This window comes from Curtobacterium sp. ABR8 (assembly GCF_057812125.1).
In genome coordinates this window covers 3,867,847-3,892,577 of record NZ_CM173818.1, presented here as the reverse complement: position 1 = coordinate 3,892,577, position 24,731 = coordinate 3,867,847, and the positions used below count along the sequence as shown (strand labels likewise).

Here is a 24,731-nt window from a genome sequence, read left to right as displayed (position 1 = left end):
CGGGAGGCCCGGTGCCAGCTGGCACCGGGCCTCCTGTCCGCCTCGGGTCACGTCGAGAGCACCGCGACGGCACGCGCGGCGCGTGCGGCGACCTCGGTGGCCGTCGGCGCCGGAGCCAGGCCGAGCAGGCGCTCGCGGTGGAGCTCCCCGAGCAGCAGCGTGAAGAGTTCGGCGGCGGTCTCCGGAGTCGCTCCGGAACGGACCAGGGCCTGCTGGGCGGCGAGCGGGCCGGCCTCGTGGAACTCGCGGGCGAGCTCGGGCGATCGGGTCGACTCCGCGATGACGAGCCGGTGCAGGGCGACGGCGCGGTCCGAGAGCAACGCGCCGCCGATCGACGCCGCGGTGGCCTCGAGGTCGCGGGTGGGCTCGTCCGCGTACGTGTGCTGCCGCCGGACGACCGCGCGGAGCAGCGCGGGCTTGTCGCCGAACGCGGTGTAGAGCGTGCGCTTCGTGATCCCGGCCTCGGCGGCGATGCGATCGAGCGCGACTCCTGCGAAGCCGTGCTCGAGGAACAGGTCGGTCGCGACGTCGAGGATCCGCTCGTCACGGGCGACCCGCTCGTCGGCGGTCGGGCGTCCTCGCTTGTTCACGAGACCAGCCTACCCGTAATGATACGCTCCCGTTTCATTGACGAGGAGGGTCCATGACCGATGTGGTCTGTCACGTGGCGATCGCCGACGACTGGGAGATGAGCCGCGGGTTCGGCGAGTACGAGGTCGCGACCCGCGGGGTGCCGCTCGAACCCGACGGGTACGTCCGCGCGACGACGCCGGAGCGGGTGCCCGAGGTCGTCGCCCAGCGGTACGGCGACCTCGCACTGCCCCTGCTCCGGATCGACCTGAGCGTCGCGGGGCTCTCGGCTGCGGGGGTGCCCGTCGAGTGGGTCGACGGGCTCCCGCGGATCCGGGGGCCGATCCCGATGGACGACGAGGTCGTGCTGGCCGAGGTACCGATCGCGATGGGTCCTCGGACGTAGCAGCGCTGCCGGGGACCGTCGCCCGGCGATGGAGGCCCTAGCGTCGTGGCGTGGATCCGAACGCGTTCGACAGCGTGGCCGGTGTCGGGCTGCTGCTGCTCATGCCCGTTTCGGTGCTGTTCGTCGCCGCCGCGCTCCGACGACTCGCGGTGCCGCGGTGGTCGTGGGTGCTCTACCTGCTCGGGGTGGCCGGCGTCCTCGTGCTGCTGCACGTCGCCGGGCACACCCGGTACGAGGTGGAGGACCACTCGCACTTCGGGTGGCAATTCGGTCAGTTCGTCGGGCTCGGTCTCGGACGCATCGGGGTCGGTGTCAACGCGGTGGTGGCGACGGCGTGGACCGTGCTCCGCTCGCCCCGCGCCCACGAGGTGCTGCCCCGGCGGGAGACCCGGCTGGTCGTCGCGTCTTCCCTGGCCATGGCGCTCGCGGCTGCCCTCCCCGCGACGTGGTGGGCCGTCGGGCTCGGGATCGTGCCGATCGCGGTCGAGCTGCCGGTGGTCGCAGTGGGTCTGTCGTTCCTCGCCGTCGCGGTGTGGCTGCGCGAGCGACGGGTCCGCAGGGCGGGCGAGGTCCGCCAGCAGCCGGAGTCGACGTGGCCCCTGGGCGCGGTGGTCGCGATCGCGGTGGTCGGGTCGCTCGCCGTCGGTCCGCTGCTCACGGGGAGCGGGTTGCCGGACGGGTCGGTCGGCCCTGCTCCGGACGTCGCGGTGACCGCCGCACCGACGACGGACCCGGACTGGCCCGGGCCGGTGCCGACCACGACGACGACGCTCGACGCCGACGCGATCGAGGCGGACACCCGCTCGTTGCTCGAGGACACGGTCCGCTGGGCCGGCCCCCTCGACGACCTGTCGTCACCGACGCCCGCCGCTGCCCGGCCGCCGCAGGTCGAACTCGTCGCGGAGCGGTGCGACGACGGTGGACGGCGGTGGACCGGGTCGCTCGTGCTGCCCACCGCCCGGCCGCAGGACCTGGCACCGCGGGTGCAGGCGGGGTGGGACGCAGCGGGCTACGCGGCGGTCGACCGGGCGATGGGCACCGACCTCGTCATGCCGCTCCGCGGGGACGCCGCGGTGGAACGGATGCGGCTCGGCGGTGGACCCGACGGGGTGCACGTCGACGTCGAGTCCTTCTGCACCGGCACGTGAGCACGACACCCGCGCCCTAGGCTGGAGGGGATGTCCAGCGTCCTCCTCACCGTGCACGTCGTGGCGGCGCTGCTCACGCTCGGGCCCGTCGCGGTCGCCGGGAGCACGTTCCCGAGGCCCGCACGCGCGCTCGTCGCCGATCCGGACGACCAGGCCGCTCGAGCCGTCGCGACGGTCCTGCACCGGATCTGCCACGTGTACTCGATCATCTCGCTCGCCGTCCCGACGTTCGGCACGGCGCTGGCGTTCGAGGTCGGGACGCTCGACGAGGCTTGGCTGCTCGTGTCGATCGGTCTGACCGCCGTGGCTGCGGCGATCCTCGCGCTCGGGGTCCTGCCGGAGCAGCGCCAGGTCCTCCGCGGCAACGGGACGGAGCGCTCGCCGCGGAAGCTCGCGGCGCTGGTCGGTTCGTTCAACCTGGTGTGGGTCGTGGTCGCCGTGCTCATGGTGGTGCAGCCCGGCGCCTGACCGGGCCGCACCGCGGCAGCAGCACGCACTGTGCCGCCCCGCCTCAGTGCGCCCGCCGCACCGCCACCTGGCGTCGGCCGTGCGCGGTGAGCCACGCCCCCGCGGTCACGACCAGCGGCAGCCCGATCGCCAGCAGGGCCAGCATCGACCAGTCCGGCACGAACGGCATGTGGTTCGTCCCCACCACGGGCTCCGTGAACCGCAGGGTGAGCGCCCGCATCGGCAGCAGCCCCAGCAGGGTGCCGATCACCGCGCCCACCGAGGCCAGGATCGCCGCCTGCCAGGTCGACACCCGCCGCCGGAGTCGTGGTGCAGCACCGATCGCGTCGAGCACCTCGTCGTCTCGGCGCCCGTCGGACCGTGCGAGCCCGATGGCCACCGCAGTCGCACCGATCGTCACGGCCGCGGCCAGCGCGAGCACGATCGCGCGGATGAGCGCGCCGTTGTCGACCGGACCGGCCTCGTAGGCGAACTGCGGGCCGTCCCACCGGGCTCGGTCCGCACCGCCGAAGCTCTGCCAGGCGGAACTCAGCTCGTCCCACTGTTCGGGGGCGATGTCCCCGGGCAGCGTCGTGACGAGCATGCCGTCGACGGCCGGGACCCCGTACTGCGCAGCGGTCGCCTTCGTCATGAAGACGCCGACCTGGATCCGGGGCGACTGCACGTCGAGCACCGCAGGGATGGACACGCTGGCGTCCGGCTTCGTCCTCGTCGTGATCGTCGGGCTCTCCCACGTGCGGTCGTGGAACGTGTCGATGCGGACCGCGCCGTCGTGGGCGTACTCCGGCCACAGGGACACCGCCTCGCCGCCCTCGAGCGCATCCCGCACGGCAGCCGACGGGCGGTGGCCGGTGAGCACGGCGTAGTCGTCGACGGTGCCCGTCCAGATGTGCGGCGTACTCGCGTCAGCGGTGTCGAGGTAGTACGCGCAGCCGGTGGTGTCGTTCGCGGGGCAGTCGAAGTCCGTCCACCGGTGCGGCAGCGTCACGGACGACGGGGTGTCGCCCGCCCAGCCCTCGGCCACGCCGAGCACCCGGATCCGGTCGTGGTCGAACACCCGGGCCACGACCTTCGCCGCGTGTGCCGTCAACGCCGCGTCGTGACCGCTGGAGGCACCGTCCTCGCTGGACAGCTGCACCTCGGTCGTCGCCACTCCGACGGCCGTGCGGTACTCGTACCCACGGACGTACTGGGCGTGGCTCGACGCACTCCACGTGATCACCACCGACGCGACGAACACGACGCTCATCACGCTCGCGAGCACCGGCACCGTCCGGACCGGGTTGCGCCGTGCATCGCGTGCGGCGAGACGCGCCGACAACCCGAGGCGCGACGACAGCCGCGTGACGAGGGCGAGGAGCCACGGCGAGCAGATCGCGATGCCGAGCTGCATCAGGCACGGTCCGAGCGCGACTCCGGCCCCGGCCACCCAGGCCCAGTGGTCGTCCTGCACCGGGCGGTCGTTGAGCATGAGCACCCCGACGCCGCAGGCCAGCGTCATCACGGCGCCGGCGACGACGAGCGCCGGCCCCCAGACGCGGCGCCGACGGCGGGCCGGACGGTCGACGGGCGCGGGACGGAGCGAACCCCGCAGCGCTGCGAGCACGTTGATGCGCGTGGCGGCCCGAGCGGCGACGAGGGCGGAGACCAGCCCGGCCAGGATGCCGGCGGCCGCGACCACGAGCAGCAGGAGCGGGGGCACGTGCAGGCCCGGGAACGACACGACGTCGCCGTTGTCGATCAGGCGGAACACCACGACGCCGAGCCCGGTGCCCGCCGCGACGCCGAGGACCGCGCCGATCGACCCGAGCACGAGGCCGGAGCCGGCGACGATCGTCCGGACGAACCGCTTGTCTCCGCCGACGCTCGTCACGATCGCGTACGAACGGGTGTCCGCCCGGGTCCCGACCAGGAACGCGGCCCCGGCGAGCAGTGCGACCTCGAACATCGCGAAGACACCGAGCAGCGCCATCGCACCGAGGTACCACAGGAGCGAGGAGCTCATCTGGCCGCCGGGCAGGCGGGCGTCCGGCGGGTCGAGGACCACGGGGCGTGACTGCACGACGATGCCGTGCGCGTTGAGCTGCCGGATCTCCGACCAGGTCGGGGCGTCCGACGGCAGGTAGACGGTGACGTCGGTCAGGCCGACGTCGTCGGTGGTGTCGGTCGTCGACAGCGTCGTCCCCCAGGGCAGGAACACCCCCTGCTCGCTCGGTGCCGAGCCGAGGTCGCGCATCGTCCCGGTGATCGTGAACCGCTTCGTGACGGGGTCGGTGAGGTCGACGGTGTCACCGATGTGCGCACCGAGCCGGTCGAGGGTCGCGGGCGTGACCATGAGCTGGTTGCGTGCGGTCGGAGCCGAGCCGTCGAGGACGCGCCAGTGCCCCTCGAGGGACGGGTCCCAGACGCTGCCCTCCACCGCGGCCAGACCCACCGGGCCCCGCGGACCCTGCACCACGACGGGGGTGCTGCCGACCGGGATCGACAGGGCACCGTCCGGCACGTGGGCGAGGACGTTCGCGAACGGGGCGTCCTCGTCGGCCTTCGTGACCGGGCTGTTCCGCTTCGAGTCGGTGAACTGCCACTGCACCGGGTCCTGCCGCATGCCGGGCAGGTCCGGTCCGGACACCCGCATCTGCGCCGCCGCCTTGCCGAGGTCGTAGTCCAGCGACTCCGATGTCGTGGGTTGCGTCGACTGCACGACGACCGCCACTGCGGCGAACCCGGCGGTCGGGATGCCGATGAGCGCGATGATCAGTGCCGCACGACCGGCCTTCGCGAAGGCCAGTCGACGCCCCAGGCGGAGCGCCGGTCGGAGGGCGAACGGCGTCCGGCCGGTCCCCCGACGCCGACGCCGGCTCACGACGCGTTCCGGTCCGCCAGGGCGAGTTCGACGCCCGAGTACACGGTCTCGTCGACCACGCGGCCGTCGCGCAGGAAGACGATCCGGTCCGCCCAGGCCGCGTGCCGGGCGTCGTGGGTGACGAGGAGCGCTCCGGCTCCGGCGTCCACGTGTCGTCGGAGCATGCGGAGCACGACCTCGCCGGTCTGCGAGTCGAGTGCGCCGGTCGGCTCGTCGGCCAGCACGAGCCGACGTTCGCCGACCACGCCCCGGGCGATCGCGACGCGCTGTTGCTGGCCGCCGGACAGGTCGTCCGGGTAGGCGTCGGCGCGGTGTGCGAGTTCGACGTTGTCGAGCGCCAGTTCCGCGGCGCGGCGGGCCTGCGATGCCTTCCAGCCGTCGAGTTCGAGCGGCAGCGCCACGTTCTCGACGGCGGTGAGCGAGGGGATCAGGTTGAAGTCCTGGAACACGAACCCGATGAGGCGACGGCGCAGGGCCGCGAGTTCCTTGGCAGGCCGATCGGACACGAACGCGCCGTCGATCAGGACCTCGCCGCTCGTGGGCGGCAGCAGGGTGCCGGCGCAGGCGAGCAGCGTCGACTTGCCGGAGCCCGAGGTCCCCATCACGGCGACCATCTCGCCGCGCTGGACGGCCAGGTCGATGCCGGCCAGGGCCGTGACGGCCTTCGCGCCGGAGCCGTAGTGCACGCTGACGGCGTCGAGCTGCAGGAGCGGTGCGGCGCTCACCGTGCGCTCCGCGCGACGTCGGTAGCGGTCGGGGACGAAGAGCCGGCGTCAGCCGCCGGGGGCTCGTCCGGCCGGTACCGCGCCACGGTCGACTCCACGTGGTCGAGCCAGCGCACCTCGGCCTCGGCCTGGAACACCATCGACTCGAGTACGAGCGACCACGCCAGGTCCGTCGCGGGATCGGTCGTGCGCTTGAGCCGGGTCAGGTCCTGCAGGTTCCGGATCGCTGCGGCACGCTGCACCTGCACCAGGCGGGTGACGTCCACACCCGGCACGGTGACGGCGAGGGCCAGCTTGATCGCCAGTTCGTCGCGTCCGCGCTTGGCGGGCACCGGCTCACTGAACCAGCGCGCCACTTCCCCGCGACCCGCGTCGGTCACCGTGTAGACGACGTGGCCGTCGTCGTCGGTGTCGCCGCGGGCCACGAGGCCGTCGCGTTCCAGGCGGTCGAGGGTCGTGTAGACCTGGCCGATGTTCAGCGGCCAGCTCCCGCCGGTGCGGTGCTCGAACTCCCCCCTGAGCTGGTACCCGTACCCGGGTCCCCCCACCAGCAGCGCGAGTACGCCCATCCGTACGCTCATGACACTTCCCCGTCTCTCGTCCACCATGGACATACGGAGTATGCCCATACTGCGTATGCATCCGCAACCCGGAGACGGACTGGAGGCCCGTGGCGGTGTCGCCACGGGCCTCCAGTCCGCCGTTCGGTCGCGTCCGCGACCCCGGGTCAGGAACCCAGCTTCGACAGCTCCTCGAACTCCTCGTCGGTGAGCTCGATGGTCGCGCCCTGCAGGTTGTCCTCCAGGTGCGAGACGCTCGACGTGCCGGGGATCGGCAGGACGACCGGCGAGCGCTTGAGCAGCCAGGCGAGTGCGAGCTGCGCCGGCGACGCACCCTTCCGCTCGGCGATCTCGGTGAGCGGCGAGTCCTCGCCGGTCAGGCCGCCCGTCGCGAGCGGGAACCACGGGATGAAGGCGATGCCCTGCTCGGTCGACCAGTCGAGGAGTTCCTCGGCGTCGCGCTTCTGCAGGTTGTACAGGTTCTGGACGGAGACGATCGTCGCGATCTCCTGCGCGGCCTTGACGTCGTCGACCGACACCTCGGACAGGCCGATGTGCCGGATCTTGCCCTCGTCCTGCAGCTTCTTCAGCTCGCCGACCTGGTCCTCGAGCGGGACCTTCGGGTCGATGCGGTGCAGCTGGAACAGGTCGATGCGCTCGAGGCCCAGACGGCGGAGGCTCATCTCAGCCTCCTGCCGCAGGTACTCCGGACGGCCGACCGGCGGCCACTCGTTCGGGCCGGTCCGGGTGAGGCCGGCCTTCGTCGCGATCACGATGTCGTCGCCGTAGGGGTGGAGCGCTTCGTGCAGGAGGTCCTCGGCGACGTAGGGGCCGTAGGAGTCGGCGGTGTCGAAGAAGTCCACGCCGAGCTCGACGGCGCGCTTGAGCACGCGGACGGCCTCGTCGTGGTCCTTCGGAGGTCCCCAGACGCCGGGGCCGGTGAGCTGCATGGTGCCGTAGCCGAGGCGGTGCACCTCGAGGTCGCCCCCGATGCGGAAGGTGCCTGAGGCGGCGGCCGGACGGTTGGTGGTGTCGGTGCCAGTGGTCATGTCCCCGGTCTACGCCGGAGGCGTTGCCGGTCCCTGAGTCGGTGTCCCCCGGGTGCTACGGCCGGTCCGGGCGGGGGTACGGCGTCTCGCCGCGCTCGAGCCCCTCGACGAGCTTGGTCAGTCGGTTCGTCCGGGCCGTGGCGCTCGGCGCCGTCGTGATTCGATGCAGCACGGCGTACCGGTTCGTCGCGTCGAGCTCGGCGAACAGGGTGGCTGCCGCGGGCAAGGCGTCGAGCGCCGCCCGCAGGTCCTCCGGGACGGTGGCACTCGCGGCTCCGGCGTAGGCGCGGTCCCACCGGCCGTCGCCCTTGGCGCGGTCGATCTCGGCCTGCCCGCGTTCGCGCATCCGGCCGTCGGCGGTGAGCGTCGCGACGAGCCCGATGTTCCGCTGCGACCAGAGCGAGGCCTTCCGCCGCGGGGTGAACCGCTGCCGGAACGTCGCCTCGTCGCGGCCGCGCTTCTGCCCGTCGATCCACCCGGAGCAGAGCGCTTCGTCGAGGGCTTGGTCGTACGTCAGGCTCGTCGGCTCCGAGGTGCCCTTCTTCGCGAGCACGAGCCACACCCCGTCGGTGTCGCCCTCGTGCTCGTCGAGCCAGGTCCGCCAGGCCGCGGCGTCCGGCAGCACCAGGTCGACGATGTCCATGCGGTCATCGTAGGACGGCCCGACTCGCGTGCGTCACGCCGAGACGCGTGCCTGCGTCAGACCCAGTTCGGCTGGTCCAGCACGCCCGTCGGGTCCGCCTGTTCCGCGATGCGGTGCAGGCGCGAGGTGTTGTCCCCGAAGTAGGCCGACGGGTCCGTGATGGCCGCGTCGCAGTAGTTCGCGTACGCCGCGTCGCCCCACGCCGGACGCATGGCCCGGCGGAACCCCCGCACGTACGCGTCGAACGGTGCAGGGTCCGCGCCGTCCGCGAAGACCGCCGTGTACTGCACGGTCATGAGCGCGGACCGCCACGGGAACGCCGAGTCGGTGCGGCCGACGTCCGCCACGACGCCGCCGAGGGCGTCGAGCGCGACCCCGCCCTCCAGGTTGCCGTCGACGTCGCCCGCCGCTGCCGCCTGCGCGACGAGCACGTCGATCTGTGCGTCGGTGAGCTTCGTCGATCCGATCGACGAGGTCGCCGCCTCGGACACCCGCTGGGGCTTCCCCGCCAACGCGGACATGGCGGCGCCGTAGGTCAGTTCCTGTCCGGTGTGCGCCAGCGGCTTCGCACCCGTGGCGGCGATGAAACCGTCGACGGAGGTGTCGGCGCCGGTCTTCGAACCGGTCCACACGCCGGTCACGGTGACCGTCGGGGCGGTGTGCCGACTGCCGTTGAGCAGCTTGAGCGTCGACCACAGCTCCGGGTCGGCGGTGGGCGCCCAGTCCTGCCAGGCGCGCACCACGGCAGCGGCGGCCGACCACGCGAACGTGATGGTGAAGAGCAGGACGGGAGGCGCGGCCTGCGTCCGGTACGTCAGTGCGGTCACGACGCCGACGGTTCCACCGCCCCCACCGCGGCAGGCCCAGAACAGGTCGGGTTCGCGGGACGTCGAGACCTCGTGCACGGAGCCGTCCGGGGTGACGAGCGTCACGCCGGTGAGCTGGTCGCAGGTCAGCCCGAACGAGCGGACGAGCACGCCGACCCCACCGCCGAGGGTGAGCCCGCCGATGCCGACGGTCGGGCACGAGCCGGCGCCGATGGCCCGACCGGCCTTCGCGAGCGCGGCGTAGACGTCCCCGAGCTGCGCGCCCGGGCCGATCGTGACGGTGTCGTCGTCGTGCAGTTCGATGTCGTCGAGGTCCTGCGTGCTGATCACGAGCGACCGCGGGACGTCGGTGCCCGGGGCGCCACCGGCCGACCACCCCGTGTACGAGTGCCCGCCCGCTCGCAGTGCGACGGGCGTGTGGGTCGTACGCGCGAACGCGAGGCCGGCCTGCACGTCGGGGATCCCCGCGACCCGGAGGATCCCCTGCGGGTCGGCGTCGTCGTAGCGCGGGTTCTCGAGCACGCGTGCGCCGTCCCACCCGTTCGACCCGGACCGGAGCAGCGTGCCGGAGACCGCGGCGGCGAGGGCGTCCCACGAGTCGGGGCCGCCCGGCGTCGGTGTGCTCGTCGGCTCGGCGGAGCCGCTGGCAGTCGGTCGCGGCGAGCCCGAGGGAGCGGGACCCGGCCGGGTGCACGCTGCCAGGACCCCGGCGAGCCCGAGTCCGACGCCCCCGGCGAGCAGGGCGCGCCGGGTCGACGTGCGGCTCACGAGCCGGCGAGTCCCCCGCCGGCACCGGTGATGCCGGGGTGTGCGGACTTCGCGAGGCCCTCGGTCATCGAGTGCGCTGCCTCGGCGTCGGCGAGGGAGCGGGCGCCGAGGGTCGGGTCGACGGGTTCGAGGTGGGCGAGGCGCTTCGCACGACGGCGGTTCTGCACCTCGAGCACGGTGAGCAGCGCGGCGATGGCCACGACCACTCCGACGACGATCCACACGACGACCATGACGTTCCCCTTCCGTCCCGGGGCGTCCACCCCGTGCTCGCAGCGTAGCGCCGGCGGTGCGATGCCATCCAACGGAGCCGGGAACTGTCGCCGTTCCGTGACCGTCAGGCGGTGCTGCTGATCCGGACGGCGCCCGCCCACCCGTGCACCCACTCGGGCAGTTCGCGGTCAGCTGGTGCTCCGCCCACGGCGTCGAGCAGGTCCGTCATCGGGACGGTCCCGCCGGAGCGTCGCAGGAACCGCGCCTGCACGACGGCACGGGCGACGACGGCTCCGCGACGGACGAACGTCTGCTCCAGGTACACGGCCCGGTCGTCGACGCCGAGCACCCGGGTCACGAGCTCGAACCGTTGCCCGAGCGTCAGGGACCGCTTGTACGTGATGGTCTGCGCCGAGACGACCGGGTACCAGCCGCGCTCCGCGATCGCGCCCCAGAACCCCGACCGCAGCATCAGGTCGAGCCGCCCGAGGTCGAGCATCGACAGGTACTTCCCGTTGTTGACGTGCCGCAGCGGGTCGAGGTCGGTCAGGGTCACGCGGAACGGTGTGCGTGCCGCGTCCCAGAGCGACGGCCGCCGTCCATCCGTCGTCGGGCGGAGGCGGACACGCAGGCGCAACAGGAACAGCCGGAAGTACAGGTTCACGCGCCGATCACACCAGAAGGCCGCGCTGCCCCGCGTGGACCTTGGAGGATCCACACGAACGGTGCCCGTGTCTGACCGGCACCGGCAGTGCCTTCCTCCGAGCGGCGCACCCGGAGTAGACCTGCAGCATGCAGACACGCAAGCTCGCAGACCTCGAGGTCGGACCCGTCGGCCTCGGCACCATGGGCATGAGCGCCTTCTACACGGGCGCCGGCACCGACGACGCGGAGTCGATCCGCACCATCCACCGCGCGATCGACCTGGGCGTCACCCTGTTCGACACGGCCGAGGCGTACGGCCCCTACACGAACGAGGAACTCCTGCGCCGTGCGCTCGAGGGCCGGCGCGACGACGTCGTCATCGCGACCAAGTTCGGCCTGATCACCCACACCGCCGGCGAGGAGACGCCCGCCCGGGGCCGCGGCATCAGCTCCGCACCGGAGTCCGTGCGCGAGGCGCTCGAGGGCTCCCTCCGCCGCCTCGGCACCGACCACATCGACCTGTACTACCAGCACCGCGTCGACCCGGCCGTCCCCATCGAGGACGTCGTCGGCCAGCTCGCCGGCTTCGTGCAGGAGGGCAAGATCCGGCACATCGGGCTGTCCGAGGCCGGAGCCGAGACCATCCGCAAGGCCCACGCCGTGCACCCGATCACGGCCCTGCAGAGCGAGTACTCGCTGTGGACGCGCGACCCCGAGGGCGACGTGCTCGACACCCTGCGTGAGCTCGGGATCGGCCTCGTGCCGTACTCGCCGCTCGGCCGCGGCTTCCTGACCGGTGCGATCACGAAGCCGTCCGACCTGGACTCCGACGACTTCCGCCTGGCGAACCCGCGCTTCCAGGAAGAGGCGTTCGCGCAGAACATGCGCATCGTCGACGCGGTCAAGGAGATCGCGACCGAGGCCGACGCGACTCCGGCGCAGGTGTCGCTCGCCTGGCTGCTCGCCCAGGGCGACGACATCGTGCCGATCCCCGGCACGAAGCGGGTCTCCCGCCTCGAGGAGAACGTCGGCGCCGCCGACCTGACCCTCACCGCGGACCAGCTGTCGCGCCTGTCGGCGCTGCCGGTCCCGACCGGCGACCGCTACCCCGACATGTCGACCATCGGTCGCTGACGCAACCGGACGACGGCCTGGAGGCCCGTGGCGGATCCGCCACGGGCCTCCCGTCCGTCTCGGCGTGCGTTTCGGGCCGGAGCCCGGTGACCGACGCGACCCACGTCCGTCATCCCGGGGAAACACGGGCTGCATAGCGTCCGGAGCACAGGGAGACCACCGCTCGAAGGGGACGCCATGACGGCCGAGAAGACACCGCGCACGACCCGGAGTGACGACGGAGTGGACTCCGTCCCACCACTCGCGAGACTCCTGCCGCTCGGCCTGCAGCACGTGCTCGCGATGTACGCGGGAGCGATCGCCGTCCCGCTCATCGTCGGCGGTGCGCTCGGGTTCGACCGTGCCGACCTGGCGTTCCTCATCAGCGCGGACCTGTTCGTCGCGGGCCTCGCCACGATCGTGCAGTCCGTGGGCTTCTGGCGGTTCGGGGTCCGGCTGCCGCTCGTGCAGGGCGTCACCTTCGCCGCGGTCGGCCCGATGATCGCGATCGGCACCGAGCACGGCATCACCGCCGTCTACGGGGCGACGATCGCGTGCGGGGTCTTCATGGTGGTCGTCGCGCCGTGGTTCGCGCAGCTCGTCCGGCTGTTCCCGCCGATCGTCACCGGCACGGTCATCCTCATCATCGGCCTGTCGCTCATGAGCGTCGCGGCCGGTTGGGTGACCGACGGCGGGGAGGACGGTGCTGCGGACCCGCTCGACGTCGCGTTCGCCGCCGGGGTCCTGCTCGCGATCGTCCTGGTCGAACGCTTCGCTCCGCGCGGTCTCGCGCGGGTGTCGGTGCTGTTCGGGCTGTTGCTCGGCACCGTCGTGGCCCTGTTCGTCCCCGGCATGGTCGACGGGTCGGGCATCGCCGACGCGGGCTGGTTCGCCGTCGTCACGCCGTTCCACTTCGGGCTGCCGACGTTCGACCTCGCCTCGATCGTGTCGATGCTCGTCGTCGGGCTCGTGATCATGACCGAGACCACCGGCGACGTGATCGCGGTCGGCGAGGTCACCGGCCGCCCGGTGTCGAAGCGCACGCTCGCCGACGGCCTGCGGGCGGACGGGCTCGGCACGGTCGTCGGCGGGGTGTTCAACACGTTCCCGTACACGGCGTTCGCGCAGAACGTCGGGCTCGTCGCACTGACCGGCGTGCGCTCCCGGTACGTGGCGACGGCGGCCGGCGGCATCCTCGTCGTGCTCGGCCTGGTGCCGAAGGTCGCCGCGGTGGTCGAGGCGATCCCGCACGCGGTGCTCGGTGGTGCCGGTGTCGCCCTGTTCGGCATGGTCGCGGCTTCGGGCATCAGGACGCTGTCGAAGGTGCGGTTCGACAACCGGAACGTCCTCGTGGTGGCGCTGCCGCTCGGCATCGCGCTGCTGCCGACCGTCGCCCCGGAGATCTACGGGCAGTTCCCGACCTGGTTCACGCTGGTCTTCGACTCGGGGATCTCGGCCGGCGCCGTCGCCGCGATCCTGCTCAACCTGCTGCTCGGGTCGCGCTCCGTGGCCGAGCGGTACGGCGAGGACCCGGCGGTCGGTTCGTACGACGGGGTGCGGTCGACGGCGCCGATCGCGCTGCCCGACCCGCGCGGATCGCGCGGCGAGCCCTCGGCCTAGACCCGGCGGTCAACTCCCCCGGTAGGTGCTGTAGGAAAAGGGGCTCAGCAGCAGCGGGACGTGCAGGTGCTCGGTGCCCGTGACGCCGAACGCCACGGTCACGAACGGGTAGAAGGTCGGGGTCCCGGTGGTGGCGAAGTAGGCGCCGGTGTCGAACCGCAGGACGTGGTCGGTGCGCGCGAGCACGTCGGGGCCGAGCGCGGCGCGGCCGTCGGCGTCCGTCGTGCCGGTCGCGACGACCGCACCGTCGACGGTGCTGAGGGTCAGGCCGACGCCGACCGCCGGGGTGCCGGTGGTGGCGTCGAGCACGTGGGTGGTCAGGTGCGGGACGGCGAACGTCGCACGGATGCGGTGCAGGGCGATGTCGGCGAGGGCAGCCGCGGCCTCCTGCGTCTCGGCCGCCGGGTCCCCCGCGAGGCGCCGGTCGAGCTCGGCCAACAGCTCCTCGGGGGTCCGGCCGGCGGCCCGCACCAGGAACACCCGACCGAAGCGTTGCTCGTACGCGGCGTTGCCGTCGGCGATCCGGCGAGCCACGTCGTCGTCGGCGGTGCGCATCGACGACTGCTCGCGGGCCGACGAGGGGTCGGCCGTGCGCTCCCCGATCCGTGGGTGCTGGGCCAGGGCGTGGTCGAGCTCCGGCGCACCCCACGACGCCGACTCGGTGCGCGCGCGGTCGAGCAGCGCCGGCACCGTCCCGAACGGGCGCGCGGCCACCAGGGCGTCGACCCACGCGGGCACGTCGGCCCATCTCCGGATCACCGCCGCGGCGTCGGGGACGGTCGCGTCGTCGAGGTCGCCGAGGTCCATGTGCCGAGGCTACGGAACGACCGTTTCACCCGCGTTACCGGGCGGTTTCCCCCGCAACGTGACCCGCGGCCCTGAAACGGTCGCATCTGCCGGACGGGAGGCCCGTGGCGGCCCCACCCCGTGCCTCCCGTCCGCCGTCCGTCGCGGTGCGGGCGCACGACGCCGGCGTCTCAGACCTCCGATGCGAAGGATGCCGCGCGCAGCTGCAGGTCCTCGATGCGCCGCAGGCGCGCGGCCTCGACGTCGTAGCCCTCGTACGCGGGCGGCGGCAGCTTCCGGACGTTCCGCGAGCACTGGAAGTCCTGGCAGACCAGCGTGCCGACGGTGTTGCCGTTTCGGCCGGCCGGCCCGGACCGCTTCGCGCTGTAGAACGCGACGTCGTTCGGCAGCTTGACGTCCTGGCACCACGAGCACTGGGCCCGTGAGCGCGACGACGCCTCGGCCTGCCGGAACAGGATGCCGATCAGTTCGCCGTCCAGGGTCGGGACGACGGCGTACGCACGCCGACCGATCTTCGGGTCGCGCCAGCCGAGGTAGTCCAACGCGTCCCAGTCGAGCGTCTCGAAGCCGGCGGGCAGGGTGATGTCGGTCGTCTCCTTGCGGGAGGCGTTGACGAAGGACGTGCGGAGGGTCTTCTCCGTGATGGGGAGCATGGTGGATCGCTTTCGAGCGGGCCCGGGGCGTGCGGACGCACACCGCACCGGGCGGAGGAGGTCAGGGTTCGACGAGGGCGGCCGTGCCTGCGGGCACGACCGGGGGCCTCACGCCCTGATGCCGGCGAAACGGGCGCCGACCACCTCCTGGAAGCTCACGCGACCAGCCTACGTCGACCTGTCAAGCGGCGGGGACGGCCGTCACCAGGACGAGCGAGCCGTCGTGGGCGGGCTGGATCCGCAGCGCCCCGTGGCGCCGGTCCCACTCGCCGGAGTCGAGCGCCGTGCGGAGGGCCGACACCGATCGCCGTGCGGTGAACTCGTCGACGGAGCTCCACGCCGGGTCCGCGTTCCGGGCACCCGGGTCGAGCAGGCGTTCCGGACGGCCGTAGTAGGCCTCCGAGAACCCGTCGACGCAGGTGAACGGGATCGGCAGCGGGGTGTTCGTGACGGTGTCCTCGCCCAGTGCGTCGGTGATGCGGTCGAGCGCGGGGTGGCGGCGGGCCTCGGTCGCCATCACCTCGGGTGCGTACTCGGCGAGCCAGGAGTCCTCGATGCGGGCCGGGTCGCACGTCAGGATCACGATCGGGCCCCGCGTCACCCGGCGCAGCTCGGCCAGCCCGCGCTCGAGGTCGCCCCACCGGTGCAGCGAGAAGGTCGTCATCGCGGCGTCGAACGCGTCGTCGTCGAAGGGCAGCGACCCGGCGGGCTCGACCACGGTCACGTCGCGGTCGGTGGGCGCGTACGACACGACACCCGCGCCGACGTCCAGCACGCTGCGAGCGTCGCCGAGGGCCTTCGCGATCGCGCGGGCGAACGCGGGCTCGGGTCGGCGGTGCTGCCGGTGCCCCTGGCCGCTGCGGGCGGAGTCGGCGGCCCCGGCTGATCCGTCCGTCGTCCTGGTCACGACGTCAGCCTACGGACGGCGTCCGGGGCCGACCAGCGCTCAGTCGACCGACTCGGACTCCGACTCCGACTCGCGCAGGGCCGCGTACTGCTCGGCCCGCTCCGTCGCCGCCCAGGTGCCGAGCAGCGCCAGCGACCGTTCGGTCTCGCTTCCCGGCTCGGCCGAGTACGTGAACAGTGTCAGGCCGGGGTCGGCGACCAGGTCGAGCGCCTCGTAGGCCAGCCGGAGTTCCCCGACGATCGGGTGGTCGATGCGCTTCCCGCCGGCACGGTGCAGTCGGACGTCGTGCGCGGCCCACCAGCCGCGGAACTCCTCGCTGCGCGTGGAGAGCTCCCCGACGAGGGTGATGAGTCCGGGCTCGCACGGGTTCGACACCGCGGCCGCACGGAGCACGGCGACGGCGTCCTTCGCGGTCTGCGCCCAGTCCGGGAAGAAGTCTCGGGCCGCCGGGTCGAGGAACGTGAAGCGGGCGGTGTTCACGGGGCGCCCGGGGCCGGCGAACATCGGCGAGTACAGCGCGCGACCGAGTTCGTTCGTCGCGACCACGTCACCACGCTCGTTGCGCACCCACGCCGGCGCCCCGGTGATCGCGTCGAGCAGGCGCTGCACGCCGGGGCGGACCCGGGTGGGCACGTTCCGGTGCATCGTCTTGACGCCGGAGTTCGCCAGTCGGGTCAGGTCCCACAGGTGGACGCGCTCGTCCTCGTCGAGCTGCAGTGCGCTCGCGAGGCCCTCGAGCACGCTGTCCGAGACGCCCTTCAGCGATCCGCGCTCGAGTCGTGTGTAGTAGTCGACGCTCACGCCGGCGAGCATCGCGACCTCGTGGCGCCGGAGCCCCGGGACGCGGCGGACGCCGCCGCCGAAGGACGGCATGCCGACCTGCTCCGGCGTGAGGCGCGCCCGTCGGGAGGACAGGAAGTCGCGGATCTCGTTGCGCACGTCGATACCCATGGGGAGAGCGTACGTGGCGGTGCTGTCCGTCCGGCAGGCACTGGCGGTACCCGCCGGGCGGACGGGAGGCTCGTGGCGGTGCCGCCACGGGCCTCCCGAGCACAAGCGGTCGCGTCTACGGCCCGACGTCGGCCGTGATCCGCACCCGCGCCACCCGGTGACCGTCCATGGCGGTCACCTCGAGACGGTGGCCGCCTGCGGCGACGACGTCGCCGACCTCGGGCACGCGGTCCAGGTGGACCTGCACGAGCCCGCCGACGGTCTCGTAGTCGCCGTCGGGCAGCGCCGGGCCGCCGTCCGCGACGAGGTCCTCGAGCACCGTGGACCCGTCCACGCCGTCGTGCTCGGCCGTCGGTTCGTCGTACTCGTCGCGGATGCGGCCGACGAGGTCCTCGAGCAGCGCCTCGAGCGTGACCATGCCCGCGCTGCCGCCGTACTCGTCCACGACCAGGGCGATCTGGTGTCCGTCGGTCCGCATGTCCGCGATGGCGCCCGACAGCGACTTCGTCTCCGGCAGCGCCAACACGGGGCGGACCAGGGTCGACACCGGCGCGGACGGGTCGCTCGGCCGGAGTAGGTCGCGGAGGTGCACGAAGCCGTCGACCTCGTCGCGCCCGCCGGAGGTCACGAGGTACCGCGTGTGCCCGACCTCGATCGCGTGGTCGGTGGCCTCGGCGATGGTCAGTCCTGCGTCGATCGTCGACACGTCGTACCAGGGGCGCATCGATTCACGAAGGATCCGGTCACCGGCGTCCAGCGCGCTCCGGGCGATCCGGCGCCCCTGCTCGTCGACACCGGTGTGCTCGTCGACGAGTCCGCGGAGTTCTTCGGTGCTCATCGACTCACTGCGGGCGTTCGGGTCGCCGCCGAGTGCACGGACGACCAGGTTCGTCGAGGCGGACAGCACCCAGATCACCGGGCGCATCAGGGTCGCGAAGCGGTCGAGGGTCGGCGCGACGAGCATCGAGAAGCCCTCGGCGCGCTGCAGCGCGAGTCGCTTCGGCACGAGCTCGCCGAACACGAGCGACAGGTAGGCGATGACGAGGGTCATCAGCACGAGGGCGACCGTCTCGGCGGCGCCCTGGCCGAGTCCGAGGCCGGTGAACAGGGGCGCGACGTCGGGCGCGATCGACGAGGCGCCGTACGCAGCCGAGAAGAACCCGGCGACGGTCACGCCGATCTGCACGGCCGCGAGGAACCGGTTCGGGTCGCGTCCGAGCTCGGCGACGCGAAGGCCACGGGAACCCCGGCGTTCGAGTTGCTGCAACTGCGACTCACGGAGCGAGACGAGTGCGATCTCGGCAGCGGCGAAGACCCCGCCGACGAGCACGAAGAGGATGACGAGCCCGAACGCGATCCAGGTGTCGGCGCCCATCAGCGGGCAGCTTCCTCGGATCGACGACGGGCGGGCGGTCTGTGGTGATCGTCCATGCCTGTGAGTCTGCACAGGGCTGCTGGGATGTCGCCCCACCAGCGCTCGACGTCTGCTGTGCGTGCTTCGGCGCTACGTGGTGAGCGAGCGGCCGATGCGGGCTTCGAGCCACGCCTCGGGGTCGATCGGGGTCACGCCGTCCATCAGGACCTCGAGGTGCAGGTGCGCGCCCGTCGAGACACCCGAGGAGCCCACGAGGCCGATGAACTGGCCCGCCTCGACCTGGTCGCCGACCTTGAGCGGCGACGATCCCGGGATCATGTGCCCGTACAGCGTCGACACCTGGCGGCCGTCGATCTCGTGGTCGATGATCACGGCGTTGCCGTACGAGAAGTACGTGCCCGAGATCCGGACGGTGCCGGCGGCGACGGCGCCGATGGGCGTTCCCATGCCGGGCGTGAAGTCGAGGCCCTGGTGCAGCGAGGAGCACGCGCCGCACGGTGCCGAGCGGTAGCCGAAGCCCGAGCTCATCTGCACCGGGCCGGGGAACGGGGATCGGACGGCTCCGCCGTAGGACACGGCTTCGCCTGCGATGCCGCTCGCGTCCGCCGTGCCGTCCGCAGTGACGACCGTGCGTGTCGTGCCGCCGCCGACGGTGAACCCGTCGCGGTCGAGTCCGGTCGCGGTGACCGCCTGGGTGACCGCGTAGTCCTGGGTCCGCACGATCGGCGCGATGGTCGAGGTCGCCATCGAGGTGCCGGCGCTGGCGTGGGCGGGCATCGCCGAGGCGGCGAACATCGCGATCGCGGCAGCCGCGCTGGTCAGGGTGATCCGCCCGGCACGACCGGACCGGGAGGCCCGTGGGGCCTTCGTGACGCTCGTCACGGTCGCGGCGGGGCGGCGGACCACGCGCGTGATGCGGGTGTCGACGTGTTCGGTGGTCGCGCGGGCTGCGGTGGCGCGGCGGCCCACGGGCTTCGCGACCGTGGCTGCTTCGATGACCTTCGCTGCCTTGGCGGGCTTCGCGACCGTTGCTGCCTTGGCGGGCTTCTCCGGCTTGCCTGCTCGGCGCTGGGGCTTCCGGGCTGCGGCGCGCTCGGCCTCGAGGGCAGCGCGACGGGACAGGTGCACCACCGGGGTCTCCGGGTGCTGGTCGAGTTCGGGTGCAGTCGTCATGGCCGCCCACCATTCTGCACGACTCTGTCGCTTTGTACAGGCCCCACCGTGATCTTTTCGTTACCGGCGCGGCTGGGAGCACCCTGACCACTGCGGGCTCCGGCGTCCCCCGACCGTCCGACATCGGTAGCGTCGTGGGAAAGCGACGGAAGGACCCGCACCATGGCCCGATCGCCGCGAGAGCGGCCCGCGCAGGTCGACCTCGGCACCGCCGACGTCGTGCTCGCCGGCACCCAGGAGCTCCTGCCCGTGCTCCGCGCCGCCGCGGTGCGCGCGGGCATCGACGCCGCCCGCATGCGGGTCATCGGGGTGGACGACCTGCCGGACCCGGAGGAGACCTGGGACGCCGAACTCGCGGTCATCGCGATCCGACGCCCCGGTGACGACCCCGCGTTCCACCGTGCGCAGGAGGCCGCCGAGCTCATCGACCCACTGCTCGTGCCGCACGCCGTCCGGATCGTCGTGACGGTCTCGGGTCTGACGCGGCTGGCGCCCAAGGTCGAGCGCACCCTGACCTCCGAGGTGCTGCACCAGATCGACGCGGCATCGGCACCGTCGGGGTTCGAGCGGCCGTTCCGCAGCATGCGGATGCGGCTCGGGCTCGCAGCACTCCGGGCCGCCGGCGTGCGGGTGTTCCGCGTCTCGATCGGCACCTGACCGGCGCGACAGCCGTCAGCGGGCAGGTGCCCCGCGGAGCTCGAGGGCGATCTGCTCGGCGTCGAGGTTCTGCAGCATCGACTCGAGCACCTCGGCGTCGAACGTGCCGTCGTCGCGGGCATCGAGGATCGCCGCGCGCTGCGCCTCGAGCACCGCGAGCCGTCGGGCCTTCTCGCGGCCCATCCACGCCCGGAGTTCGGCCGGGTCGGCGGCCCGGAGCTCCTCGTTCGTCGCCGGCGGCTGTCCACGCGTCACCGGGACCTGTTCGGCAGCACCGCGCATGAGGTCGAGCAGTCGCCGGCGTTCCTCGGTGTCCTTCGCGGCGCTGTCCGGTGCCGGTGCCGCGATCCGCCGGAGCAGCGGGCCGATCGTGCCGCCCTGGACCACGAGCGACAACAGGGCGACCGCGAACGCGATGAAGACCAGGAGCGATCGCTGCGGCGTGCCCTCGGGCAGGGTCTGCGCAGCGGCGACGGTCACCGCTCCACGCATGCCCGCCCAGACCACGGCGGTGCCCTCCCGCCAGCCCAGCGGTGCCTTCGTGTAGTACGCGATGTCCGCCAGGGTGCGGCGGACGCGCGTCGTGAACCGGTCGAGCTCTCGTTCCGAGGGCGCGCGGTTGCCGGGCCGGTGCTCGCGGATCACCTCGCTCATCGCGTCGCGGTCGCCGGCGTGCATCTCGGCGAAGCGCTCCTGCATCCGCTCGCCGCGCTTGGCGCTCGCCGACAGCGCCAGCAGCAGCGGCACGACGTACGCCGCACGGACGAGCACGGTGAGCACGAGGGCGCCGACGGCGATCAGCAGCGCCGGAGCGATGCCCGCGTGCTCCCGATGGACGTCGCCGAGGATCGACGCGAGTTCGAGCCCCATCGTCAGGAACACCGCGCCCTCGAGCACGAGCTCGATGGTCTGCCAGTTCTGCGCGTCCGACAGTCGGTGCCCCGGCGGGAGTTTGCGCGGCCCGACGATGCCGGTGAACAGACCCGCGACGACCGCGGCCACGAGCCCGGACCCGCCGAAGTGCTCGGTCGGCAGGGCAGCGACGAACGGCACCGCGAAGGACAGCGCCGTGTTCACCGCGGCACTCGGCACGCGGGCGCGGACGAAGACGTTCAACCAGCCGACGAACCAGCCGATGGCCACGGCGATGGCGACGGCCTTCGCGAAGTCGCCGAGCGCGCCCCAGAACGAGAACGATGCACCCGCGGTGAAGATCGCCGTGCGCAGGAGCACGAGCGCGGTCGCGTCGTTGAGCAGCGATTCGCCGTCGAGGATCGAGATCGCCCGGCGCGACACCGAGGTCTGCTTGACGATCGAGGTGGCGACGGCGTCGGTGGGACTGACGATCGCCCCGAGGGCGATCCCCCACCAGAACCCGAGGTCCGGCACCACCCAGGCGAAGAACAGGCCGAGCACCAGGCTCGACGCGATGACGAGCAGCACCGACAGGCCGCTGATGGCGCCGAACTCGCGCCGGAAGTTCATCGACGGCATCGACACCGCTGACGAGTACAACAGCGGTGGTAGGACCCCCGCCAGGATCCACTCCGGTTCGATCTCGGCGTCCGGGACGAACGGCAGCAGGCTCGCGACGATCCCCACGACGACGAGTACGAGCGGCGCCGCGACCCCGATGCGGGGCCCGAGCACGGCAGCGCCCGCGATGGCGATGACGGCGATGACGCCGACCACGAGGAGTTCGGTCACCGGTCCAGCGTGGCACCGTCCGCGCGATCAGGTCCTGTCGGGCTCACCGCTGTGGAGAACACTCGCCTGGACCGAGGGGTGTGGAGGGGCGGTGTGCGCGATGACCGCGACGCTGCCGACGGCGAGCACGAGCGCGAGGGCCCCGGCGGTGCAGGCGGTCCCGATCCGGCGGAGTCGCCCGCGTCCGCTCCGGTCGCGCGGGGCGAACCGTGCCGGCCCGCGCCGGGGCTCCGGGCCGACGAGCCACGGACCGGACCCGTCGACGTCGTACGAGAAGGGCCCACTGCCGTCCGGGGCGTACCGGTACGGGCCACTGCCGTCCGAGGCGTAGGCGGAGCGCAGGTCCTCCGCGGTCCACCCGAAATCCTCCGGCGTCTGACGCGTCGTCGACATGGTCACCCTCCTGCGGCTCGGGAACTGCGGAAGACCAGTCCACCGGGCGTTCCTATGTAGCGCCGGTGCGCCTCCAGGGCGTCTGCCGAGCACCTGCCGGACGCGGGCCGCACCATGTATCTTGATGTCGAGACATCCTGCGCCACGAGTACCGTGGACGTACCGACGGTCGAACAAGGGAGTACCCGCCAGCATGGCCAAGATCATCTACACCCTCACGGACGAGGCGCCGTTCCTCGCAACCCACTCCTTCCTCCCGGTCATCCAGGCCTTCGCCGGCACCGCTGGTGTCGACGTCGAGACGCGCGACATCTCGCTCGCCGGCCGGATCATCGCCCAGTTCCCCGAGCGGCTCACCGACGAGCAGCGCGTGGACGACGCCCTGGCCGAGCTCGGCGAGCTCGCGAAGACCCCCGAGGCGAACATCATCAAGCTGCCGAACATCTCGGCGTCGATCCCGCAGCTCAAGGTCGCGATCAAGGAACTGCAGTCGCAGGGCTACGACCTGCCGGACTACCCCGACGAGCCGAAGACGGACGAGGAGCGCGACGCCCGCGCCCGCTACGGCCGCGTCCAGGGCAGCGCCGTCAACCCCGTGCTGCGCGAGGGCAACTCGGACCGCCGCGCGCCCCTGTCGGTCAAGAACTACGCCCGGAAGCACCCGCACCGCATGGGCGCCTGGTCGCGTGACTCGAAGACGAACGTCGTCACCATGGGCGTCGACGACTTCCGGTCGAACGAGAAGTCCTGGATCGCCCCCGCCGACGACGTCCTGACGATCACGTTCGTCGCCGAGGGTGGCGAGACCCAGGTCCTCAAGCAGTCGATCCCCGTCGTGCAGGGCGAGGTCGTCGACGGCACCGTGCTGCACGTCGCCGCGCTCGAGACCTTCCTGCGGGAGCAGATCCAGCGCGCCGCCGCCGAGGACGTCCTGTTCTCCGTCCACCTCAAGGCCACGATGATGAAGGTCTCCGACCCGATCATCTTCGGCCACGTCATCAAGGCGTTCTTCCCGTCGGTGTTCGAGCGCTTCGGGGCCGACCTGGCGGCTGCCGGACTCACCCCGAACGACGGCCTCGGCTCGATCCTCGCGGGCCTCGACGCCCTGCCGAACGGCGCGGAGATCAAGCAGGCCTTCACCGACGGCATCTCCGCCGGCCCCGAGCTCGCGATGGTCGACTCGGACAAGGGCATCACGAACCTGCACGTCCCGAGCGACGTCATCGTGGACGCCTCGATGCCCGCGATGATCCGCACCTCCGGCCACATGTGGGGCCCGGACGGCGACGAGCACGACACCCTCGCCGTGATCCCGGACTCGAGCTACGCCGGCATCTACCAGACCGTGATCGACGACTGCCGCGTCAACGGCGCCTTCGACCCGGCGACGATGGGCTCCGTCCCGAACGTCGGGCTGATGGCGCTGAAGGCCGAGGAGTACGGCTCGCACGACAAGACCTTCGAGGTCCCCGGAGCGGGCGTCGTCCGCGTGACGAACGCCGCCGGCGACGTCGTCATCGAGCACGACGTCGAGCCCGGCGACATCTGGCGCGCCTGCCAGACCAAGGACGTCGCCATCCGCGACTGGGTCAAGCTCGCCGTCACCCGTGCCCGCGCCTCGGAGACCCCGGCCGTGTTCTGGCTCGACGAGACCCGTGCGCACGACGCGAACCTGATCGGTCTGGTCCGCCGGTACCTGGGCGAGCTCGACACCGATGGCCTGCAGATCGAGATCCTGTCGCCGGAGGACGCCATGCGCTTCTCGCTCGAGCGCATCCGCCGCGGCGAGGACACCATCTCGGTGACGGGCAACGTCCTTCGCGACTACCTGACCGACCTGTTCCCGATCATGGAGCTCGGTACCTCGGCGAAGATGCTCTCCGTCGTCCCGCTGCTCGGTGGTGGCGGACTGTTCGAGACCGGCGCCGGCGGTTCGGCCCCGAAGCACGTCCAGCAGCTCGTGCAGCAGAACTACCTGCGCTGGGACAGCCTCGGCGAGTTCCTCGCGCTGGCGGTCAGCCTCGAGCACCTCGCCGGTGTGACGGGCAACGAGCGGGCGAAGATCCTCGGTGAGACGCTCGACCGCGCCACCGGGACCTTCCTCGAGCAGGACAAGTCCCCGGGCCGCAAGCTCGGCTCGATCGACAACCGCGGCAGCCACTTCTACCTGGCCAAGTACTGGGCGGAGGAGCTCGCGGCGCAGACGCAGGACACCGAGCTCGCGGCGGCGTTCGCCGAGATCGCGGGGAAGCTCGATGCCCAGGAGCAGCAGATCGTCGAGGAGCTGAACGGCGTGCAGGGCCACCCGGCCGACATCGGCGGCTACTACCGCCCCGACGACGCCAAGACGAGTGCGGTCATGCGCCCGTCCGCCACGTTGAACGCGACGCTCGCCGCGCTCTAGGAGCACCACTTGACGGACGGGAGGCCCGGTGCCAGCTGGCACCGGGCCTCCCGTCCGTCGTCACGCGCGCCCACCCCCGCTCGTCG

24 protein-coding genes are annotated in these 24,731 nt (G+C 72.4%); 7 read left to right on the top strand and 17 right to left on the bottom strand.

Annotated elements, in window-relative coordinates:
• Positions 1 to 47: 47 nt before the first annotated feature.
• Positions 48 to 590, bottom strand: coding sequence for a TetR/AcrR family transcriptional regulator (locus tag ACXKZB_RS18645; RefSeq protein ID WP_488824153.1), 543 nt, complete (start codon positions 588 to 590; stop codon positions 48 to 50).
• A gap of 53 nt (positions 591 to 643) precedes the next feature.
• On the opposite strand from ACXKZB_RS18645, the gene ACXKZB_RS18640 reads away from it, so the two are divergent.
• From ACXKZB_RS18640 to ACXKZB_RS18630, 3 genes are read left to right on the top strand one after another with little or no spacing between them, the layout of a single operon-like run.
• Positions 644 to 976, top strand: coding sequence for a DUF952 domain-containing protein (locus tag ACXKZB_RS18640; protein WP_488824152.1), 333 nt, complete (start codon positions 644 to 646; stop codon positions 974 to 976).
• A gap of 50 nt (positions 977 to 1,026) precedes the next feature.
• Positions 1,027 to 2,124 (top strand): TgpA N-terminal domain-containing protein, encoded by a 1,098-nt coding sequence (locus ACXKZB_RS18635; protein ID WP_488824151.1) that lies wholly within the window; start codon positions 1,027 to 1,029, stop codon positions 2,122 to 2,124.
• A gap of 30 nt (positions 2,125 to 2,154) precedes the next feature.
• Positions 2,155 to 2,592 carry a hypothetical protein gene (locus tag ACXKZB_RS18630; RefSeq protein WP_488824150.1) on the top strand — a complete coding sequence of 146 codons (438 nt, stop codon included), beginning with the start codon at positions 2,155 to 2,157 and terminating at the stop codon, positions 2,590 to 2,592.
• Between the two features lie 43 nt (positions 2,593 to 2,635).
• Here the strand turns inward: ACXKZB_RS18630 and ACXKZB_RS18625 are convergent, their stop codons facing one another.
• From ACXKZB_RS18625 to ACXKZB_RS18590, 8 genes are all read right to left on the bottom strand, one after another.
• The gene (locus tag ACXKZB_RS18625; RefSeq protein ID WP_488824149.1) at positions 2,636 to 5,455 is read right to left on the bottom strand and encodes an FtsX-like permease family protein; all 2,820 of its coding nucleotides are present in this window, start codon (positions 5,453 to 5,455) and stop codon (positions 2,636 to 2,638) included.
• Positions 5,452 to 6,180: an ABC transporter ATP-binding protein gene (locus ACXKZB_RS18620; RefSeq protein WP_248704143.1), complete on the bottom strand. Its 729-nt coding sequence runs from the start codon at positions 6,178 to 6,180 to the stop codon at positions 5,452 to 5,454. The genes ACXKZB_RS18625 and ACXKZB_RS18620 overlap by 4 nt, the downstream gene beginning before the upstream one ends.
• Complete coding sequence (locus ACXKZB_RS18615) at positions 6,177 to 6,761, bottom strand: PadR family transcriptional regulator (protein ID WP_488824148.1); 585 nt, start codon at positions 6,759 to 6,761, stop codon at positions 6,177 to 6,179. Before ACXKZB_RS18615 ends, ACXKZB_RS18620 begins: the two co-directional genes overlap by 4 nt.
• Positions 6,762 to 6,907: 146 nt before the next feature.
• A complete protein-coding gene (locus ACXKZB_RS18610; RefSeq protein ID WP_488824147.1) occupies positions 6,908 to 7,789 on the bottom strand; it encodes an aldo/keto reductase in 882 nt (293 codons plus the stop codon).
• Between the two features lie 55 nt (positions 7,790 to 7,844).
• A complete protein-coding gene (locus ACXKZB_RS18605; RefSeq protein WP_488824146.1) occupies positions 7,845 to 8,432 on the bottom strand; it encodes a YdeI/OmpD-associated family protein in 588 nt (195 codons plus the stop codon).
• A 56-nt stretch (positions 8,433 to 8,488) separates the two neighbouring features.
• The gene (locus tag ACXKZB_RS18600; protein ID WP_488824145.1) at positions 8,489 to 10,027 is read right to left on the bottom strand and encodes an FAD-binding oxidoreductase; all 1,539 of its coding nucleotides are present in this window, start codon (positions 10,025 to 10,027) and stop codon (positions 8,489 to 8,491) included.
• Positions 10,024 to 10,260: a hypothetical protein gene (locus tag ACXKZB_RS18595; protein WP_488824144.1), complete on the bottom strand. Its 237-nt coding sequence runs from the start codon at positions 10,258 to 10,260 to the stop codon at positions 10,024 to 10,026. The genes ACXKZB_RS18600 and ACXKZB_RS18595 overlap by 4 nt, the downstream gene beginning before the upstream one ends.
• Positions 10,261 to 10,364: 104 nt before the next feature.
• Complete coding sequence (locus ACXKZB_RS18590; RefSeq protein WP_488824143.1) at positions 10,365 to 10,904, bottom strand: acyl-CoA thioesterase; 540 nt, start codon at positions 10,902 to 10,904, stop codon at positions 10,365 to 10,367.
• A 128-nt stretch (positions 10,905 to 11,032) separates the two neighbouring features.
• Here ACXKZB_RS18590 and ACXKZB_RS18585 point away from each other — a divergent pair, with 128 nt between their 5' ends.
• Both ACXKZB_RS18585 and ACXKZB_RS18580 read left to right on the top strand, forming a co-directional pair.
• A complete protein-coding gene (locus ACXKZB_RS18585) occupies positions 11,033 to 12,019 on the top strand; it encodes an aldo/keto reductase (RefSeq protein ID WP_488824142.1) in 987 nt (328 codons plus the stop codon).
• Between the two features lie 177 nt (positions 12,020 to 12,196).
• Positions 12,197 to 13,618, top strand: a complete 1,422-nt coding sequence (locus ACXKZB_RS18580; RefSeq protein ID WP_488824141.1) for a nucleobase:cation symporter-2 family protein — start codon at positions 12,197 to 12,199, stop codon at positions 13,616 to 13,618.
• 9 nt (positions 13,619 to 13,627) lie between these two features.
• On the opposite strand, the gene uraD is transcribed toward ACXKZB_RS18580, so the two are convergent.
• The 6 genes from uraD to ACXKZB_RS18550 form a co-directional block, all read right to left on the bottom strand.
• Positions 13,628 to 14,425 (bottom strand): 2-oxo-4-hydroxy-4-carboxy-5-ureidoimidazoline decarboxylase, encoded by a 798-nt coding sequence (uraD, locus tag ACXKZB_RS18575; RefSeq protein WP_488824140.1) that lies wholly within the window; start codon positions 14,423 to 14,425, stop codon positions 13,628 to 13,630.
• Between the two features lie 170 nt (positions 14,426 to 14,595).
• A complete protein-coding gene (locus tag ACXKZB_RS18570) occupies positions 14,596 to 15,078 on the bottom strand; it encodes an FBP domain-containing protein (RefSeq protein WP_488824139.1) in 483 nt (160 codons plus the stop codon).
• A 181-nt stretch (positions 15,079 to 15,259) separates the two neighbouring features.
• Positions 15,260 to 15,985: a class I SAM-dependent methyltransferase gene (locus ACXKZB_RS18565; RefSeq protein ID WP_488824138.1), complete on the bottom strand. Its 726-nt coding sequence runs from the start codon at positions 15,983 to 15,985 to the stop codon at positions 15,260 to 15,262.
• A gap of 39 nt (positions 15,986 to 16,024) precedes the next feature.
• The gene (locus ACXKZB_RS18560) at positions 16,025 to 16,936 is read right to left on the bottom strand and encodes a helix-turn-helix transcriptional regulator (protein ID WP_488824137.1); all 912 of its coding nucleotides are present in this window, start codon (positions 16,934 to 16,936) and stop codon (positions 16,025 to 16,027) included.
• Positions 16,937 to 17,051: 115 nt separating this feature from the next.
• On the bottom strand, positions 17,052 to 18,311 hold the full coding sequence (locus ACXKZB_RS18555; protein WP_123311498.1) for a hemolysin family protein: 1,260 nt from the start codon (positions 18,309 to 18,311) through the stop codon (positions 17,052 to 17,054).
• A gap of 129 nt (positions 18,312 to 18,440) precedes the next feature.
• Positions 18,441 to 19,484, bottom strand: a complete 1,044-nt coding sequence (locus tag ACXKZB_RS18550) for a M23 family metallopeptidase (protein WP_488824136.1) — start codon at positions 19,482 to 19,484, stop codon at positions 18,441 to 18,443.
• 162 nt (positions 19,485 to 19,646) lie between these two features.
• On the opposite strand from ACXKZB_RS18550, the gene ACXKZB_RS18545 reads away from it, so the two are divergent.
• Positions 19,647 to 20,141, top strand: coding sequence for a hypothetical protein (locus ACXKZB_RS18545; protein WP_123311502.1), 495 nt, complete (start codon positions 19,647 to 19,649; stop codon positions 20,139 to 20,141).
• Positions 20,142 to 20,156: 15 nt separating this feature from the next.
• On the opposite strand, the gene ACXKZB_RS18540 is transcribed toward ACXKZB_RS18545, so the two are convergent.
• Together ACXKZB_RS18540 and ACXKZB_RS18535 are read right to left on the bottom strand one after the other, a co-directional pair.
• Positions 20,157 to 21,848, bottom strand: coding sequence for a cation:proton antiporter (locus ACXKZB_RS18540; RefSeq protein ID WP_488824135.1), 1,692 nt, complete (start codon positions 21,846 to 21,848; stop codon positions 20,157 to 20,159).
• A 27-nt stretch (positions 21,849 to 21,875) separates the two neighbouring features.
• Positions 21,876 to 22,241 carry a hypothetical protein gene (locus ACXKZB_RS18535; RefSeq protein WP_488824134.1) on the bottom strand — a complete coding sequence of 122 codons (366 nt, stop codon included), beginning with the start codon at positions 22,239 to 22,241 and terminating at the stop codon, positions 21,876 to 21,878.
• 193 nt (positions 22,242 to 22,434) lie between these two features.
• On the opposite strand from ACXKZB_RS18535, the gene ACXKZB_RS18530 reads away from it, so the two are divergent.
• Positions 22,435 to 24,645: an NADP-dependent isocitrate dehydrogenase gene (locus ACXKZB_RS18530; protein ID WP_488824133.1), complete on the top strand. Its 2,211-nt coding sequence runs from the start codon at positions 22,435 to 22,437 to the stop codon at positions 24,643 to 24,645.
• Positions 24,646 to 24,731 lie beyond the last annotated feature (86 nt).